The sequence below is a fragment of the Streptomyces sp. MJM8645 genome (assembly GCF_001625365.1).
Taxonomy (GTDB): domain Bacteria; phylum Actinomycetota; class Actinomycetes; order Streptomycetales; family Streptomycetaceae; genus Kitasatospora.
Genome location: NZ_LJJF01000001.1, coordinates 1,912,900 through 1,928,630, shown reverse-complemented (window position 1 = coordinate 1,928,630; position 15,731 = coordinate 1,912,900). Strand labels below are relative to the sequence as shown.

Sequence of the window (15,731 nt, the reverse complement as noted above, 5' to 3'; positions counted from 1 at the left end):
CACGAAGGCCCTCCCCGATTGTGGATGTCAAGGCAATGAGCGAGAAGAACCGAGAAGGCAAGCGCACCGCCCGCGAGCGGATGCTGGAGCAGCGGGCGGCCGACGAGGCCACGTCCAAGCGCAGGAAGAAGCTGTTGGTGGGCGGCGCGGTGCTCGTGGTGATCGCCGCCGCCGTGGTCACCGGCGTCGTGGTGCAGAACCAGCGCTCCAAGCCGGAGACCCCGGTCGCCGCCCCCGCCGGGACGATCGGCGACAAGAACCTGGTCATCCCGGCCGGCTCGGCCAACGCCCCGGCCGTCCTCACCGTCTACGAGGACCCGCGCTGCCCGGCCTGCGGGATCTTCGAGCGCGAGTTCTCCTCGACCGTCGACCAGTTGGAAGACGCCGGCAAGATCTACACCAACTACCACATCGTGTCGTTCATCGACCGGGCCGTCCCGGGCAAGGGCTCCAAGGCCGGCGCCAACGCGCTGGCCTGCGCCCAGGACGCCGGGCACTTCCGGGACTTCCACGACGTGCTGTACCGCAACCAGCCGGACGAGACCAGCGACGCCTTCGGCGACAAGGCCGTCCTGATCAACCTCGCCAAGCAGGTCAACGGCCTCGACACGCCCGCTTTCGAGGCCTGCGTCAACGACAACAAGTACGGCGGATGGGTGTCATCCGTGCAGCAGGACTTCGACAAGTCCAGCTACAAGTCCACCCCGACCGTGCTGCTCAACGGCCAGCCGGTCTACCCCAAGAACGGCGCCGAGGAGATCACCCCGGCGAACCTGGTGAAGTGGGTCGACGCCGCCAACCAGGGCAAGCAGCTGGGCACCGCGGGCTCCAACGGGCAGACCCCGGCGCCCACCAGCACCGCCTCGGAGGCCAACAACCCGTCGCCGACCGCAGGTTGAGCCCCGCACACCGCCGGGTGACCGCCGCCGCCTCCTCCCCGTCCGGAGGGGGCGGCGGCGCCGTTCCCGGTGCCCGTTGTTCGGTATCTGTGACCCCGGGGGTGCCCAGCGGGGGCCGCAGACCCTGTAGCGTCGGAACCGCCATGGATATCGCCTACATTCCCAGCCCGTCGCGGGGCGTCCTGCACCTCGGACCGATCCCGCTGCGCGCCTACGCCTTCTGCATCATCCTCGGTGTCGTCGTAGCCGTCTGGCTCGGCAGCAAGCGCTGGGTCGCCCGGGGCGGTGCCAAGCACACGGTCGGCGACATCGCCGTCTGGGCCGTGCCCTTCGGCCTGGTCGGCGGCCGGCTGTACCACGTGATCACCGACCACCAGCTGTACTTCGGGGCCGGCAAGAACCCCTGGAACGCCTTCAAGATCTGGGAGGGCGGCCTCGGCATCTGGGGCGCCGTCGCGCTCGGCGCGGTCGGGGCCTGGATCGGCTGCCGCCGCCGGGGCGTGCCGCTGCCCGCGTACGCGGACGCCATCGCGCCGGGCATCGCGCTCGCGCAGGCGATGGGCCGCTGGGGCAACTACTTCAACCAGGAGCTGTACGGCCGGCCGACCACGCTGCCGTGGGGCCTGGAGATCGACAAGAAGCTGCCGGGCGGCGAGGTCGTCAAGGGCGTCTACCACCCGACCTTCCTGTACGAGTCGATCTGGTGCGTCGGGGTCGCGCTGCTGGTCATCTGGGCCGACCGCCGCTTCAAGCTGGGGCACGGCCGGGCCTTCGCGCTGTACGTGGCCGCGTACACGGTGGGCCGGTTCTGGACCGAGTGGCTGCGGATCGACGAGGCGCACGTCTACTTCGGCCTGCGGCTGAACGACTGGACGTCGATCGTGGTGTTCATCGGCGCCGTGGTCTACCTGGTGGTCGTCGGCAAGAAGCGGCCCGGCCGGGAGGACCCGGCGAGCATCGACCCGCTGGCCGACGAGGAGGGCGAGGCGCAGGGCCCGTCCGACAAGGCGGCAGTGTCCGAGAAGGCCGGCAAGGCTGCGGGGTCCGGCAAGGCTGAGAAGGCGGGCAAGGCCTCCTCAGCGGAGAAGGCCGCCGGGAAGCCCGCGCCGTCCGAGAAGGTCGCCGGGGCCGGTGAGACCGCCGAACTGTCCCAGTCCGCGGACGAAAAGGCGGACGCGGAGGCAGCCCCCGAAGCCGTCGAGAGCGCCGACAAGAATGCCAAGAACCTGACCTGACCTGGGAGTTCCCCCCGCTTCGGCCGCCCGCGCGATGCTCGCGCAGGGCGGCCGAAGCGCTGTTCGGACAGCCTTACTTTGCTGGAAATGCGCAGGTCAGACGGTCTACGGTCGGGGCAGACGAATCGAACGGAGGGGAACTGCCGTGAGCGCGACCACCCTGGAGCCCGAGGCCGGGCACCACCCCCGCATACCCGCTGCCGGGCACCACCGGGACGTGAACGGAGGCTGGCTGCGGCCCGCCGTGTTCGGGGCGATGGACGGCCTGGTCTCCAACTTCGCGCTGATGACCGGCGTGGTCGGCGGCGCGGCGTCCAGCGGCACGGTGGTGCTGACCGGGCTCGCCGGGCTGGTGGCCGGCGCCTGCTCGATGGCGGCGGGGGAGTACACCTCGGTGGCCTCGCAGGCCGAGCTGGTGCAGGCCGAGATCGAGGCCGAGCGGCTGGAGCTGAGCCGCAACCCGCACGGCGAGCTGGCCGAGCTGGCACAGCTGTACATGGCCCGCGGGGTGGAGCCGGACCTCGCCCACGAGGTGGCCCGGCAGCTGTCCGCCAACCCGGACCAGGCCCTGGAGATCCACGCCAGGGAGGAACTGGGCATCGACCCGAACGACCTGCCGTCACCGTGGGTGGCCGCCGGGTCGTCCTTCGTCTGCTTCGCGGTGGGCGCGCTGCTGCCGCTGCTGCCGTACCTGCTGGGGGCGACCTCGCTGCTGCCGGCGCTGCTGCTGTCGGTGGTGGGGCTGTTCCTGTGCGGCGCGGTGGTGGCCCGGGTGACGGCGCGCAGCTGGTGGTTCAGCGGGCTGCGGCAGCTGGTGCTGGGCGGGGCGGCGGCCGGGGTGACGTACCTGCTGGGGTGGCTGATCGGCGGGCACGTCGGCTAGGTGCACTCGTTCGGCCGGGGTGTGTGACGACCCGGAGGAGTGCATGACTATGCCAGGTAGTGCGTGACGTTCCGCACACGGCCGCCGGGCGGTGCCTGGCCTAGTCTCACCATCCGGGCCTCGGGGCCGAGGATTCGCATCCGTGGGTGAGCCCTCGGGATCGATTCACAGGCGTCCTTGATCGTCCTGTGTGGCGATCGGGTTTCGCCCCTGTTTCAGGCGGCCGACCGCCGGGCACAATCGAGGGGACGCGCATTGTGGCGCGTCCTCTCATTCCCCCCTTGACCTGCGGATCAGTCCGCCATGTGGACGAGATATTCCACTTCCCGGGATCTTGGGCATCATGTAACTTGCACGAAATCGCATCAGGGCCAACGTCGTCCCTCCTTGCACCACACAGCCGAAAGACGACGACGGGAGAGCCGATGCTGCCTGCATCCATGCACTCCGCCAACGAGCCCCAGGCCGGCGCAGCCCGCCAGCCGTACGCGCTCGTTCCGGATGCGCGACCTACCGCTCAGGGCCTGTACGACCCGCGAAACGAGCACGACGCCTGCGGCGTCGGTTTCGTCGCCACGCTGACCGGCATCGCCGACCACACCATCGTCGAACAGGCGCTGACCGTCCTGCGCAACCTGGAGCACCGCGGCGCCACCGGCGCCGAGCCGGACTCCGGTGACGGCGCCGGCATCCTCACCCAGATCCCGGACGCCTTCCTGCGCGGCAAGGTCGACTTCGAGCTCCCCGCCGCCGGCTCCTACGCGGTCGGCATCGCCTTCCTGCCCGACGAGGACGCCGCCGACGCGGACGCCGTCGCCCGGATCGAGGCCATCGCGGCCGAGGAGGACGTGACCGTCCTCGGCTGGCGCGACGTCCCCGTCACCCCGGACCTGCTCGGCGCCACCGCCCGCAGCGTCATGCCGCGCTTCCGGCAGCTCTTCCTCGCCAAGGACGGCCTGGCCGGGATCGAGCTCGACCGGACCGCCTTCGTCGTCCGCAAGCGCTCCGAGCGCGAGGTCGGGGTCTACTTCCCGTCGCTGTCCGCGCGCACCATCGTCTACAAGGGCATGCTGACCACCGGCCAGCTGGAGCCCTTCTTCCCCGACCTGTCGGACCGCTCCTACGCCTCCGCCGTCGGCCTGGTGCACTCGCGCTTCTCCACCAACACCTTCCCGAGCTGGCCGCTCGCCCACCCGTACCGGTTCGTCGCCCACAACGGCGAGATCAACACGGTCAAGGGCAACCGCAACTGGATGAGCGCCCGCGAGTCCCAGCTCGCCACCGACCTCATCCCCGCCAACCGCAACGGCCGCGGCCTGGAGCGGATCTTCCCGGTCTGCACCCCGGACCACTCCGACTCCGCCTCCTTCGACGAGGTCCTGGAGCTGCTCCACCTCGGCGGCCGCTCGCTGCCGCACTCGGTGCTGATGATGATCCCGGAGGCGTGGGAGAACCACGCCACCATGGACCCGGCCCGCCGCGCCTTCTACCAGTACCACTCCAACCTGATGGAGCCCTGGGACGGCCCGGCCTGCGTCACCTTCACCGACGGCACCCAGATCGGCGCCGTGCTCGACCGCAACGGCCTGCGCCCGGCCCGCTACTGGATCACCGAGGACGGCCTGGTCGTCCTCTCCTCCGAGGTCGGCGTGCTCGACATCGACCAGGAGAAGGTCGTCAAGAAGGGCCGGCTGCAGCCCGGCCGGATGTTCCTCGTCGACACCGCCGAGGGCCGCATCGTCGGGGACGAGGAGATCAAGTCCTCCCTCGCCGCCGAGCACCCCTACGCGGAGTGGGTCGGCGCCGGGCAGATCCAGCTCGCCAAGCTGCCCGAGCGCGAGCACATCTTCCACACCCACGCCTCGGTCACCCGCCGCCAGCAGACCTTCGGCTACACCGAGGAGGAGCTGCGGGTCATCCTCGCGCCGATGGCCAAGACCGGCGGCGAGGCGCTCGGCTCGATGGGCACCGACTCGCCGATCGCCGCGCTCAGCGAGAAGCCGCGCCTGCTGTTCGACTACTTCGTTCAGCTCTTCGCGCAGGTCACCAACCCGCCGCTGGACGCCATCCGCGAGGAGCTCGTCACCTCGCTGCTCAGCAACCTCGGCCCCGAGGGCAACCTGCTGGCCGCCGAGGCCGCCGCCTGCCGCTCGGTCGGCATCACCTTCCCGGTGATCGACAACGACGAGCTGGCCAAGCTCGTCCACATCAACCACGACGGCGACCAGCCCGGCCTCAAGGCCGTCACGCTCTCCGGCCTCTACAAGGTCGCCGCCGGCGGCCAGGGCCTGGCCGCCCGGCTGGCCGAGATCGCCGCCGAGGCCGACGCCGCGATCGCCGACGGCGCCCGGATCGTCGTGCTCTCCGACCGGCACTCCGACGCCGAGCACGCCCCGATCCCCTCGCTGCTGCTCACCTCCGCGATCCACCACCACCTCATCCGCACCAAGCAGCGCACCCAGGTGTCGCTGCTGGTCGAGGCCGGCGACGTCCGCGAGGTGCACCATGTCGCGCTGCTGATCGGCTACGGTGCCGGCGCCGTCAACCCGTACCTGGCCATGGAGTCCGTCGAGGACCTCGTCGCCCAGAAGGTCTTCATCCAGGGCGTCGAGGCCGAGAAGGCCATCAAGAACCTGATCAAGGCGCTCGGCAAGGGCGTGCTCAAGGTCATGTCAAAGATGGGCATCTCGACCGTCGCCTCCTACCGCGGCGCCCAGGTCTTCGAGGCCATCGGCCTCTCCCAGGAGCTGGTCGACGGCTACTTCGCCGGCACCACCACCAAGCTCGGCGGCATCGGCCTGGAGGAGATCGCCAAGGAGACCGCCGCCCGCCACGCCAAGGCCTACCCGGCCTCCGGCATCCCGGCCGCGCACCGCGCGCTGGAGATCGGCGGCGAGTACCAGTGGCGCCGCGAGGGCGAGCCGCACCTGTTCGACCCGGACACCGTCTTCCGGCTCCAGCACTCCACCCGCAACCGCCGGTACGACATCTTCAAGCAGTACACGGACCGGGTGAACGAGCAGTCCACCCGCCTGATGACGCTGCGCGGCCTGTTCCAGCTGGACGCCCTCGGCCGGACCCCGATCCCGGTCGAGGAGGTCGAGTCCGTCTCCGAGATCGTCAAGCGCTTCTCCACCGGCGCCATGTCGTACGGCTCCATCTCCCTGGAGGCGCACGAGACCCTCGCCATCGCGATGAACCGCCTCGGCGGCAAGTCCAACACCGGCGAGGGCGGCGAGGACCCGGACCGCCTGTACGACCCGCAGCGCCGCTCGGCCATCAAGCAGGTCGCCTCCGGCCGCTTCGGCGTCACCTCCGAGTACCTGGTCAACGCCGACGACATCCAGATCAAGATGGCCCAGGGCGCCAAGCCCGGCGAGGGCGGCCAGCTGCCCGGCCACAAGGTCTACCCGTGGGTCGCCAAGACCCGGCACTCCACCCCGGGTGTCGGCCTGATCTCGCCGCCGCCGCACCACGACATCTACTCGATCGAGGACCTGGCGCAGCTCATCCACGACCTCAAGAACGCCAACCCGGCCGCCCGCATCCACGTGAAGCTGGTCTCCGAGGTCGGCGTCGGCACGGTCGCCGCGGGCGTCTCCAAGGCGCACGCCGACGTGGTGCTGGTCTCCGGGCACGACGGCGGCACCGGCGCCTCCCCGCTGACCTCGCTGAAGCACGCGGGCGGCCCCTGGGAGCTCGGCCTCGCCGAGACCCAGCAGACCCTGCTGCTCAACGGCCTGCGCGACCGCATCGTCGTGCAGACCGACGGCCAGCTCAAGACCGGCCGCGACGTCGTCATCGCCGCGCTGCTCGGCGCCGAGGAGTTCGGCTTCGCCACCGCGCCGCTGGTCGTCTCCGGCTGCATCATGATGCGCGTCTGCCACCTGGACACCTGCCCGGTCGGCGTCGCCACCCAGAACCCGGTGCTGCGCGAGCGCTTCTCCGGCAAGCCCGAGTTCGTGGTCAACTTCTTCGAGTTCATCGCCGAGGAGGTCCGGGAGATCCTCGCCGAGCTGGGCTTCCGCACGATCGAGGAGGCCGTCGGCCACGCCGAGCACATCGACGCGGCCGCCGCCATCGACCACTGGAAGGCCGCCGGGCTCGACCTGGCCCCGCTCTTCCACGTCCCGCAGCTGCCCGAGGGCGCGGCCCGCCACCGCACCACCTCCCAGGACCACGCGCTCGACAAGGCCCTGGACAACCAGCTGATCACGCTCGCCGAGGACGCCCTGGAACGCGGCGAGACCGTCCGCATCCAGCTGCCGATCCGCAACGTCAACCGCACCGTCGGCACCATGCTCGGCCACGAGGTGACCAAGCGCTACCGCGGCGAGGGCCTGCCCGAGGGCACCATCGACGTCACCTTCACCGGCTCCGCCGGGCAGTCCTTCGGCGCCTTCGTGCCGCGCGGCGTGACCCTGCGGCTGGAGGGCGACGCCAACGACTACGTCGGCAAGGGCCTCTCCGGCGGCGTCGTGATCGTCCGCCCGGCCCGCGACGCCGCGGCCATCGGCAACGACGCGCAGAACCACGTCATCGCCGGCAACACCATCGGCTACGGCGCCACCTCCGGCCGGATCCACCTGCGCGGCAAGGCCGGCGAGCGCTTCGCCGTCCGCAACTCCGGCGCCACCCTGGTCGTCGAGGGCGTGGGCGACCACGGCCTGGAGTACATGACCGGCGGCCGGGTCGTCATCCTCGGCGAGACCGGGCGCAACCTGGCGGCCGGCATGTCCGGCGGCATCGCCTACGTCCTGGACCTGCGCCCCGCGAACGTCAACGACGGCCTGGTGGGCATCGAGGCCCCCGCCGCCGCCGACCGCGACTGGCTGCGCGAGACCGTGCAGCAGCACTACGAGGAGACCGGCTCCACCGTCGCCGCCGAACTCCTGGCCGACTGGGGCAGCGGGGTCTCCCGCTTCTCCACGATCATGCCGACCGACTACAAGGCAGTGCTCGCCGCCAAGGACGCCGCTGAGCGCGATGGCCTCTCCGAGGCCGAGACCACTCGCAAGATGATGGAGGCGGCTAATGGCTGACCCCAAGGGCTTCCTGACCACGCCCAAGCAGCTGGCCGAGCGGCGCCCCGTCGACGTGCGCCTGCGGGACTGGAACGAGGTCTACGTCGAGCGCAGCCTCCTGCCGATCATCACCGAGCAGGCCGGCCGCTGCATGGACTGCGGCATCCCGTTCTGCCACAACGGCTGCCCGCTCGGGAACCTCATCCCCGAGTGGAACGACCTCGCCTACCGGGACGACTTCGTCGGCGCGATCGAGCGGCTGCACGCGACCAACAACTTCCCGGAGTTCACCGGCCGCCTCTGCCCGGCGCCCTGCGAGTCGGCCTGCGTGCTCGGCATCAACCAGGACGCGGTGACCATCAAGAACGTCGAGGTCACCATCATCGACAAGGCCTGGGACCGCGGCGGCGTCACGCCGCAGGTCCCGGAGCGGCTGTCCGGCAAGACCGTCGCCGTCGTCGGCTCCGGCCCGGCCGGCCTGGCCGTCGCCCAGCAGCTCACCCGGGCCGGGCACACCGTCGTCGTGTACGAGCGCGCCGACCGCGTCGGCGGCCTGCTGCGCTACGGCATCCCCGAGTTCAAGATGGAGAAGCGCCACATCAACCGCCGCGTCGAGCAGATGCGCGCGGAGGGCACCCGCTTCCGCACCGGCGTGCACGTCGGCGAGGACATCACCGGCCAGCAGCTGCGCGAGCGCTTCGACGCCGTCGTCGTCGCCGCCGGCGCCACCACCGCGCGCGACCTGGCGGTGCCCGGGCGCGAGCTCAAGGGCGTCCACCAGGCCATGGAGTACCTGCCGCTGGCCAACAAGGTGCAGGAGGGCGACTTCGTCGAGTCGCCGATCAGCGCCAAGGGCAAGCACGTCGTCGTCATCGGCGGCGGCGACACCGGCGCCGACTGCGTCGGCACCGCCCACCGCCAGGGCGCGGCCTCCGTCACCCAGCTGGAGATCATGCCGCGGCCCTCCGAGGAGCGCCCCGGCCACCAGCCCTGGCCGACCATGCCGATGACCTACAAGGTCACCTCCGCGCACGAGGAGGGCGGCGAGCGGATCTACTCCGTGAACACCACCCGCTTCAGCGGCGACGAGGACGGCAACGTCCAGGAGCTGCACCTCGTCGAGGTCGAGTTCAAGGACGGCCGCTTCGAGCCCGTCCCCGGCACCGAGCGGGCCGTCCCGGCGCAGCTCGTCACCCTGGCCATGGGCTTCACCGGCACCGACGTCCGCAACGGCCTGGTCGAGCAGCTCGGCGTGGACCTGGACGCGCGCGGTAACATTGGCCGCGACGGCCGGTTCGCCACCAATGTCGATGGCGTCTACGTCTGCGGAGACGCCGGCCGCGGTCAGTCGCTGATCGTCTGGGCCATCGCGGAAGGCCGCTCGGCCGCAGCCGCGGTGGACAAGTACCTCGGCGGCAAGACCCCACTGCCGGCCCCGATCCGTCCCACCGACCGCCCGCTGGTCGTCTGACGGGCCGACCGGCCCCCCGAACCCCCGGTGCCGCATCGCCGGGAGCTCAACCCGCTGCCCCCGCCAGAGTCGCCGGGCCAACGCGGTCTCCTGGCGCCTGCCCTCTTCCCCGACCAGTTGGAGGGCGGGCGCCGTCGCGTTCCCCCGCCCTACCCTGAAGCTGGCGGGCCCGTCAAGGGTCGTGTCAACTCTCAGACATTTCCCAGGACTTGGGTCTACCGTAGGCCCGTTCCGGACGCCGCGCGGGAGGGCCTGACCGGACGGACTGTTGTTCGCCGGTGCCAGGTGGCAGACTGCCGCCGACGGCCGGGGGCTGCTGCGCGAGTGCGGAGGTTGACGCGATGAGCACGACTCAGACAAGCGGAGGCGCCACGGTACGGCGCCTGCTGCTCGGCACCCAGCTGCGCAAGCTCCGCGAGGCCAGGGGCGTCAGCCGCGAGGAGGCCGGCTACTCGATCCGCGCCTCCGAATCCAAGATCAGCCGGATGGAACTCGGCCGGGTCGGCTTCAAGGAACGCGACGTCGCCGACCTGCTCACCCTCTACGGCGTCGAGGCCGAGCAGGAGCGCGCCACCGTCCTCGGACTCGTCCGGGACGCCAACGCCACCTCCTGGTGGCACGAGTACGGCGACGTGCTGCCCGCCTGGTTCCAGAACTACGTCGGCCTGGAAGAGGCCGTCGCCGAGATCCGCAGCTACGAGGTCCAGTTCGTCCACGGGCTGCTCCAGACCGCCGACTACGCCCGCGCCGTCATCGCCGCCGGCGGCCACGTCACCGACCCCGGCGAGATCGAACGCCGCGTCGAGGTCCGGCTCAAACGCCAGGCCCTGCTCACCGCCGAGAGCGGCCCCCGCCTGCTCGCGATCCTCGACGAGGCCGCGCTGCGCCGCCCCTGGGGCGGCCCCGAGCTGATGCGCAACCAGATCGACCGGCTGCTCGAACTCGGCGAACTGCCCAACGTCCGGCTCCGGGTGCTGCCGCTGGGCTGCGCCGGACTGAGCGCCGAGAGCGGCGCCTTCACCGTGCTCGGCTTCGCCGAACCCGAACTCGCCGACGTCGTCTACGTCGAACAGTTCACCACCGCGCTCTACCTCGACAAACCGGCCGAGGTCGCCGAGTACTGCCACGCCATGGAAGGACTGCTCGCCGACAGCCTCGACCCCGAACAGACCCGGCAGCTCCTGTACTCCGTACGCCAAGAGCTGTAAGACGTCAGTACGATGATGCCCAATCAGACCGGGCCGTAGCGGCTCGCCCGCCGACGTTCCCCGAACCGGCACGAGAGGGATCAGATGTCGTACTTCTCCGAGTTGGCGCTGCAGTACATCGACGGCGAATGGTGCAGCGGCAGCGGCTCCTGGGACATCGTCGACGTCGACCCCTACACCGGCGACAAGCTCGCCACCATCACCGTCGCCACCATCGCCGAGGTCGACCGGGCCTACCGGGCCGCCGAACGGACCCAGAAGCAGTGGGCCGCCACCACCCCCTACGCCCGCCGGCTCGTCTTCGAACGCGTGCTGCGCCTGATCGAGGAGCGCGAGGAGGAGATCACCCGCGCCATCATGGCCGAGCTCGGCGGCACCGCGCTCAAGGCCGCCTTCGAACTCTCCCTGGTCAAGGACATGCTGCGGGACTGCCTGCGGGTGGCCCTGGGCCTGGAGGGCCGACTGCTGCCCTCGATCACGGAGGGCCAGGAGAACCGCCTCTACCGGCTGCCGGTCGGCGTCGTCGGCGTGATCAGCCCGTTCAACTTCCCGCTGTACCTCTCGATCAAGGCCGTCGCCCCCGCCCTCGCACTCGGCAACGGCGTGGTGCTCAAGCCGCACCAGGAGACCCCGATCGTCGGCGGCACCCTGATCGCCCGGCTCTTCGAGGAGGCCGGCCTGCCGGCCGGGCTGTTCAACGTCGTGGTCACCGACATCGCCGAGATCGGCGACGCCTTCATCGAGCACCCCGTGCCCAAGGTCATCGCCTTCACCGGCTCCGACCGGATCGGCCGGCACGTCGCCACCGTCGCCGCCGCCAACTTCAAGCGCACCGTGCTCGAACTCGGCGGCAACAGCGCGCTGATCGTGCTCGACGACGCCGACCTCGACTACGCCGTGGACGCCGCCGTGTTCAGCCGCTTCGCCCACCAGGGCCAGGTCTGCATGGCCGCCAACCGCGTCCTCGTCGACCGCTCCGTCGAAGCCGAGTTCACCGCCAAGTTCGTCGCGAAGATCTCCTCGCTCACCGTCGGCGACCCCAAGGACCCGGCCACCCAGATCGGCCCGCTGATCAACCCCGTCCAGGCCGACACCATCACCGCCCAGGTCGACCAGGCCATCGCCGCCGGCGCCACCGCACTGCTGCGCGGCACCACCGTCGGCAGCCTGATGGAGCCCGTCGTCCTCACCGGCCTGGCCGAGGACGCGCCGATCCTCCAGCGCGAACTCTTCGGCCCGGTCGTGCTCGTGGTGCCCTTCGACGGCGAGGACGAGGCCGTCCGGCTCGCCAACGACAGCCCCTTCGGGCTCAGCGGCGCGGTGCACACCGGCGACGTCGAGCGCGGCGTCCGGGTCGCGCACCGGATCGAGACCGGCATGATCCACGTCAACGGCGGGACCATCGCCGACGAACCGGCGGTGCCGTTCGGCGGGGAGAAGAACTCCGGCATCGGGCGGCTCAACGGGGAGTCCACGGTGGACGCGTTCACCACCGTGAAGTGGATCTCCGTCCAGCACGGGCGCACGGCCTTCCCGTTCTGAGCGTTCTTGTTCTGTTTTGGCGCTGCCGTTTTTGACGGTGCCGCCTTTGGCGGTGCTGCTTTGACAGCGCGAGGCCCCCGGCGGATGCCGCCGGGGGCCCGAGAGCGGTCCGGGGTCAGCTCACGCCGAGTTCACCGAGCTGAAGGTAGTAGTCGCCGAACTGGTCGGCGCTCAGCCGGGTGCCGGTGACCTTCACGTACCGGGCCGTGGTCGGAGCGAAGGTGAGGACCTGCGGCGCCGCGCCGGGGCGCGGCGTGCCCGTCCGGGTGGCGACGGTCGACCAGGTGGAGCCGTCCGCCGAGACCTGGACGGTGTAGTCCACCGGGAAGCCCAGGCCGGTGTTGGCGCCGTCATTGCGCGGGGTCAGGCTCACCCGGCTGATCAGGCTGGGGCCCTGGAGGTCCACGGTGACCCACTCGTTCGCACCGGGCCCGGCGGAACGGGCGCTGCTCCAGCCCATCGAGTAGTCGAGGGTGGAGTTCGCGACGCCGTCGTTGACCGCGGCCGGCCGCCAGCTGTAGGGGCCCGCCGAACTCGACGCCAGGACCGGCCGGTTGACCGCCAGCTCGCCGCCCGCCGCCTCGACCTCGGCGAACTGCATCCGGTACTGGCCGTTCGGGTCGGTGCCGAGCCTGGTCCCCATCACCCGGACGTAGCGCACGTCGGCGGGCTGGAACGGGAAGGTCTGGACGGAGGCGTCCGACGGCTTCGGGTAGTTCTTGCGGTCGGCGACGGTCGACCAGGTGGCGCCGTCCGCGGAGACCTGGATGGTGAAGTCCACCGGGAAGCCCTTGCCGGCGGCCGCACCGTCGGCGCGCGGGTGGAGGTCCACCCGGCTGATCCGCCTGGTCGAGCCGAGGTCCAGCTGCGCCCACTCGCTGTGGTCCGCGTTCACGCCGGCGTTGCTGCTCCAGCCGTTGGTGCCGGTGGCCAGGCCCCGGCGCCCGTCGGTCAGCGCGGCCGTGCTCCAGCCGTCGCCCTCGTACGTGCTGGAGGTGACGACGGCGGCGTTCTCCGCCGGGTCGGTGCCCGGGTTGAGCCGCACGTGCTCGAAGCGGGCGGACGCCCCGCCGGTGGCGAGGCCGAAGCCTCCGACCGGGTAGCCCTGGTCGGTCACGGTGAGCAGCTGGACGGCCCCGGCGTACACCTTGATCGTGCCACCCTGGGCGGACACCCGCAGGCTGACCGTCTGGCCCGGGGTGTAGCCCGGCACCTTGGCCGATGCCAGCGGGACGCCGCTGCGGTTGACGAACACCTCGCCGGTGTTGCGCAGCGCGACCAGGTACCCGGTCTGCGACTCGGTCGGGTTCTGGTTGCGGACCACCATGCCCGCCCAGTTGGTGTCGCCGCCGTCGGGCCTGACACCGGTGATCCGGACGTCGACGGAGGCCGAGACGTCCTGGTACGCGCGCCCGGTCAGCCCGGCGACCACGTCCCAGCCGGAGTTGGCGTCACCCTGCACGTACCCGCCGTCCCCGGCCGCCGACCAGGAGCCGCGGACGGTGCGCCAGGAGGCGTCCTTGTCCGCGCCGAAGTCGTCGGTGAACGGGAAGGCCGCGTCCGGGGCGGGGGAGGCGAGCGCGTCGAGGATCTGCCGGTGCCGCTGGTCGGTCGCCGCGCCGGAGGTGGAGAAGTTGGTGGTGCCGCTGATCAGCGAGCCGATGAGCGCGCGGGCCAGCACCGGCTTGGTGGCGGAGAGCTGGTGCAGCAGCTCGTAGTCCTGGATGCCGGCGAGCAGGGCCTCGCTGCGGACGCTGTCGTAGACGCCGTAGGTGGCCTTGTTCGGACGGACGAGGTAGAAGTCGCCGTCCATCCCGCCGTTGAAGGTGTCGAGGGGGGCGTAGTTGTTGTTCGGGTCGGTCCAGATGTTCCAGCCCCAGTGCAGGAAGCCGTTGCCGCCGGCGGACGCCACCATCCACGGCGTCAGCCGGGAGTCGGACAGCGGGTAGCTGATGTAGCGGTTGAGGTGCTTGTCGGTGGGGTTGTTGCAGTAGTAGAGCCAGAAGTCCTTCCCGGAGAGGCGGAGGTTCTGGTAGTACGCCATGTTCTCGTCGTACTGCGGCCCGCCGATGGAGGTCACCGTGCTGAGCGAGCCGTCGATGCCGGGGACCGGGCTCTGGCGGGACTCGTTGCTCAGCCCGGCCGGGAACGCGCGCTTGTAGTGGTCGTAGAGCCACACCGCGCTCCGGGTCTGCACGTCGTCGGCGGGGTTGGGCTCGTCGACGGCGCTCATGTAGAAGACGTCGCTCCAGCGCCGCCCCGGGGCACAGGTCGGCCCCGCGTCCAGGCACTTGGTGTCGAGGTGGTCCTTCAACGCCTTGAACACCGTGTCCAGGTACGTGCCGGCCGCGTCCGAACCGGCCTGCTGGAACACCTTCTGGACGCCGCCCCGGCCGTCCGGGACGAGGGTCTCCAGGTTGCTGCTGCCCTCCAGCAGGGTGGGGGTGTAGATGTACTGCAGGGCGCCGGCGTCCTGGAAGGTCTGCAGGAAGCGGTCGAAGTTCTTCCAGCTGAAGGTCAGCTTGCCGTTGGCGTCCGACGTGGTGTCCGGGATGGACAGGGCCTGGAAGTCGGCGTAGACCACGTTGTTGCGGTGCTTGGCGTGGTCGGCGGCGAAGTTGGTGATGACCTTCCACCAGTCCTCGTCGAAGGCCTTGACCGGCGCGCCCGAGCCGTCGCTCTTGGTGTACTGCGCGGGGATCGAGGCCTCGGTCCAGTTGTAGTCCCAGCCGACCGAGGTGAACCAGTTGTTCATCCGGAACGTCGACCGGTTGGCCGGCGGCACCGCCGCGTCGTACACCGTCACCGAGACCGGGACGTCCACCGCGCCGGCCGAACTCTGCACGGTGGCCCGCCCGGTGTAGACGCCGGGGGCCTGCCCGGTCGGCACCGCGACGCTGTAGTAGTACGGCTGGGTGGTGTTGGCGCCGAGGCTGTACGGGGTGTTCTCGACCAGCGCGTCGTAGTAGCTCGTCCCGCCGTCCGGGGGCTCCTGGTGGTCGTTGCCCGCCCAGCCGGTCTTCTTGTCGACGTTCGGGTGGTTGTACTCCCGGTTCACGGTGATCCGCGAGGCCGGGATGGTGGCCCCGCCCGGACCGGCCAGGTCGCCGGGGACCAGCTGGAGGCCGGTCAGTTGGGCGCCGGAGCGCACCGCGATCTGGGCCGCCTGGGTCTCGTTGCGGGCGGCGAACAGGTCGACCCGCTGGGTGGCGCGGCCGGGGACGACCGAGGACGAGAAGACGTGGTCGTAGCCGCTCTCCACCCACACGGACGGTGCCGTGGCCGCGGATGCCGACCCTGGTGACAGGGGAGCCAACAGGGCGCCGAGCAGGGAGGGTATGAGGACCCTCGCAGTTTTTTTGCCCACCGTGTCCCTTTCCGGATGTTATGCAATCGACATGCCGTGAAACTTCGTTGAAGGATAGTCAGGTTACGGAGCGACTGAGTAGACCCGGTGTGACGACGGAGT

8 protein-coding genes are annotated in these 15,731 nt (G+C 70.8%); 7 read left to right on the top strand and 1 reads right to left on the bottom strand.

What is annotated here, in order from left to right:
• Positions 1-35 precede the first annotated feature (35 nt).
• The 7 genes from A6F73_RS08170 (at position 36) to A6F73_RS08140 (ending at position 12,262) form a co-directional block, all read left to right on the top strand.
• Entirely contained in the window at positions 36-899 is an 864-nt protein-coding gene (locus A6F73_RS08170) for a thioredoxin domain-containing protein (protein ID WP_063347163.1), read from the top strand.
• A gap of 143 nt (positions 900-1,042) precedes the next feature.
• Positions 1,043-2,134 (top strand): prolipoprotein diacylglyceryl transferase, encoded by a 1,092-nt coding sequence (gene lgt / locus A6F73_RS08165; protein ID WP_063347162.1) that lies wholly within the window; start codon positions 1,043-1,045, stop codon positions 2,132-2,134.
• A gap of 160 nt (positions 2,135-2,294) precedes the next feature.
• Positions 2,295-3,017: a VIT1/CCC1 transporter family protein gene (locus tag A6F73_RS08160; protein WP_063351040.1), complete on the top strand. Its 723-nt coding sequence runs from the start codon at positions 2,295-2,297 to the stop codon at positions 3,015-3,017.
• Positions 3,018-3,457: 440 nt separating this feature from the next.
• A complete protein-coding gene (gene gltB / locus A6F73_RS08155) occupies positions 3,458-8,059 on the top strand; it encodes a glutamate synthase large subunit (protein ID WP_063347161.1) in 4,602 nt (1,533 codons plus the stop codon).
• Positions 8,052-9,512 carry a glutamate synthase subunit beta gene (locus tag A6F73_RS08150; RefSeq protein ID WP_063347160.1) on the top strand — a complete coding sequence of 487 codons (1,461 nt, stop codon included), beginning with the start codon at positions 8,052-8,054 and terminating at the stop codon, positions 9,510-9,512. Before gltB ends, A6F73_RS08150 begins: the two co-directional genes overlap by 8 nt.
• A gap of 341 nt (positions 9,513-9,853) precedes the next feature.
• Complete coding sequence (locus tag A6F73_RS08145) at positions 9,854-10,720, top strand: helix-turn-helix transcriptional regulator (protein ID WP_063347159.1); 867 nt, start codon at positions 9,854-9,856, stop codon at positions 10,718-10,720.
• Positions 10,721-10,804: 84 nt separating this feature from the next.
• Positions 10,805-12,262, top strand: coding sequence for an aldehyde dehydrogenase family protein (locus A6F73_RS08140; protein WP_063347158.1), 1,458 nt, complete (start codon positions 10,805-10,807; stop codon positions 12,260-12,262).
• A gap of 115 nt (positions 12,263-12,377) precedes the next feature.
• Here A6F73_RS08140 and A6F73_RS08135 read toward each other — a convergent pair whose 3' ends face one another.
• Positions 12,378-15,524 (bottom strand): discoidin domain-containing protein, encoded by a 3,147-nt coding sequence (locus A6F73_RS08135; protein ID WP_159398401.1) that lies wholly within the window; start codon positions 15,522-15,524, stop codon positions 12,378-12,380.
• Positions 15,525-15,731 lie beyond the last annotated feature (207 nt).

Coding starts and splice junctions, on each gene's coding strand:
- A6F73_RS08170 (WP_063347163.1), top strand. CDS start 36: ATGAGCGAGAAGAACCGAGAAGGCAAGCGCACCGCCCGCGAGCGGATG.
- lgt (WP_063347162.1), top strand. CDS start 1,043: ATGGATATCGCCTACATTCCCAGCCCGTCGCGGGGCGTCCTGCACCTC.
- gltB (WP_063347161.1), top strand. CDS start 3,458: ATGCACTCCGCCAACGAGCCCCAGGCCGGCGCAGCCCGCCAGCCGTAC.
- A6F73_RS08150 (WP_063347160.1), top strand. CDS start 8,052: ATGGCTGACCCCAAGGGCTTCCTGACCACGCCCAAGCAGCTGGCCGAG.
- A6F73_RS08145 (WP_063347159.1), top strand. CDS start 9,854: ATGAGCACGACTCAGACAAGCGGAGGCGCCACGGTACGGCGCCTGCTG.
- A6F73_RS08140 (WP_063347158.1), top strand. CDS start 10,805: ATGTCGTACTTCTCCGAGTTGGCGCTGCAGTACATCGACGGCGAATGG.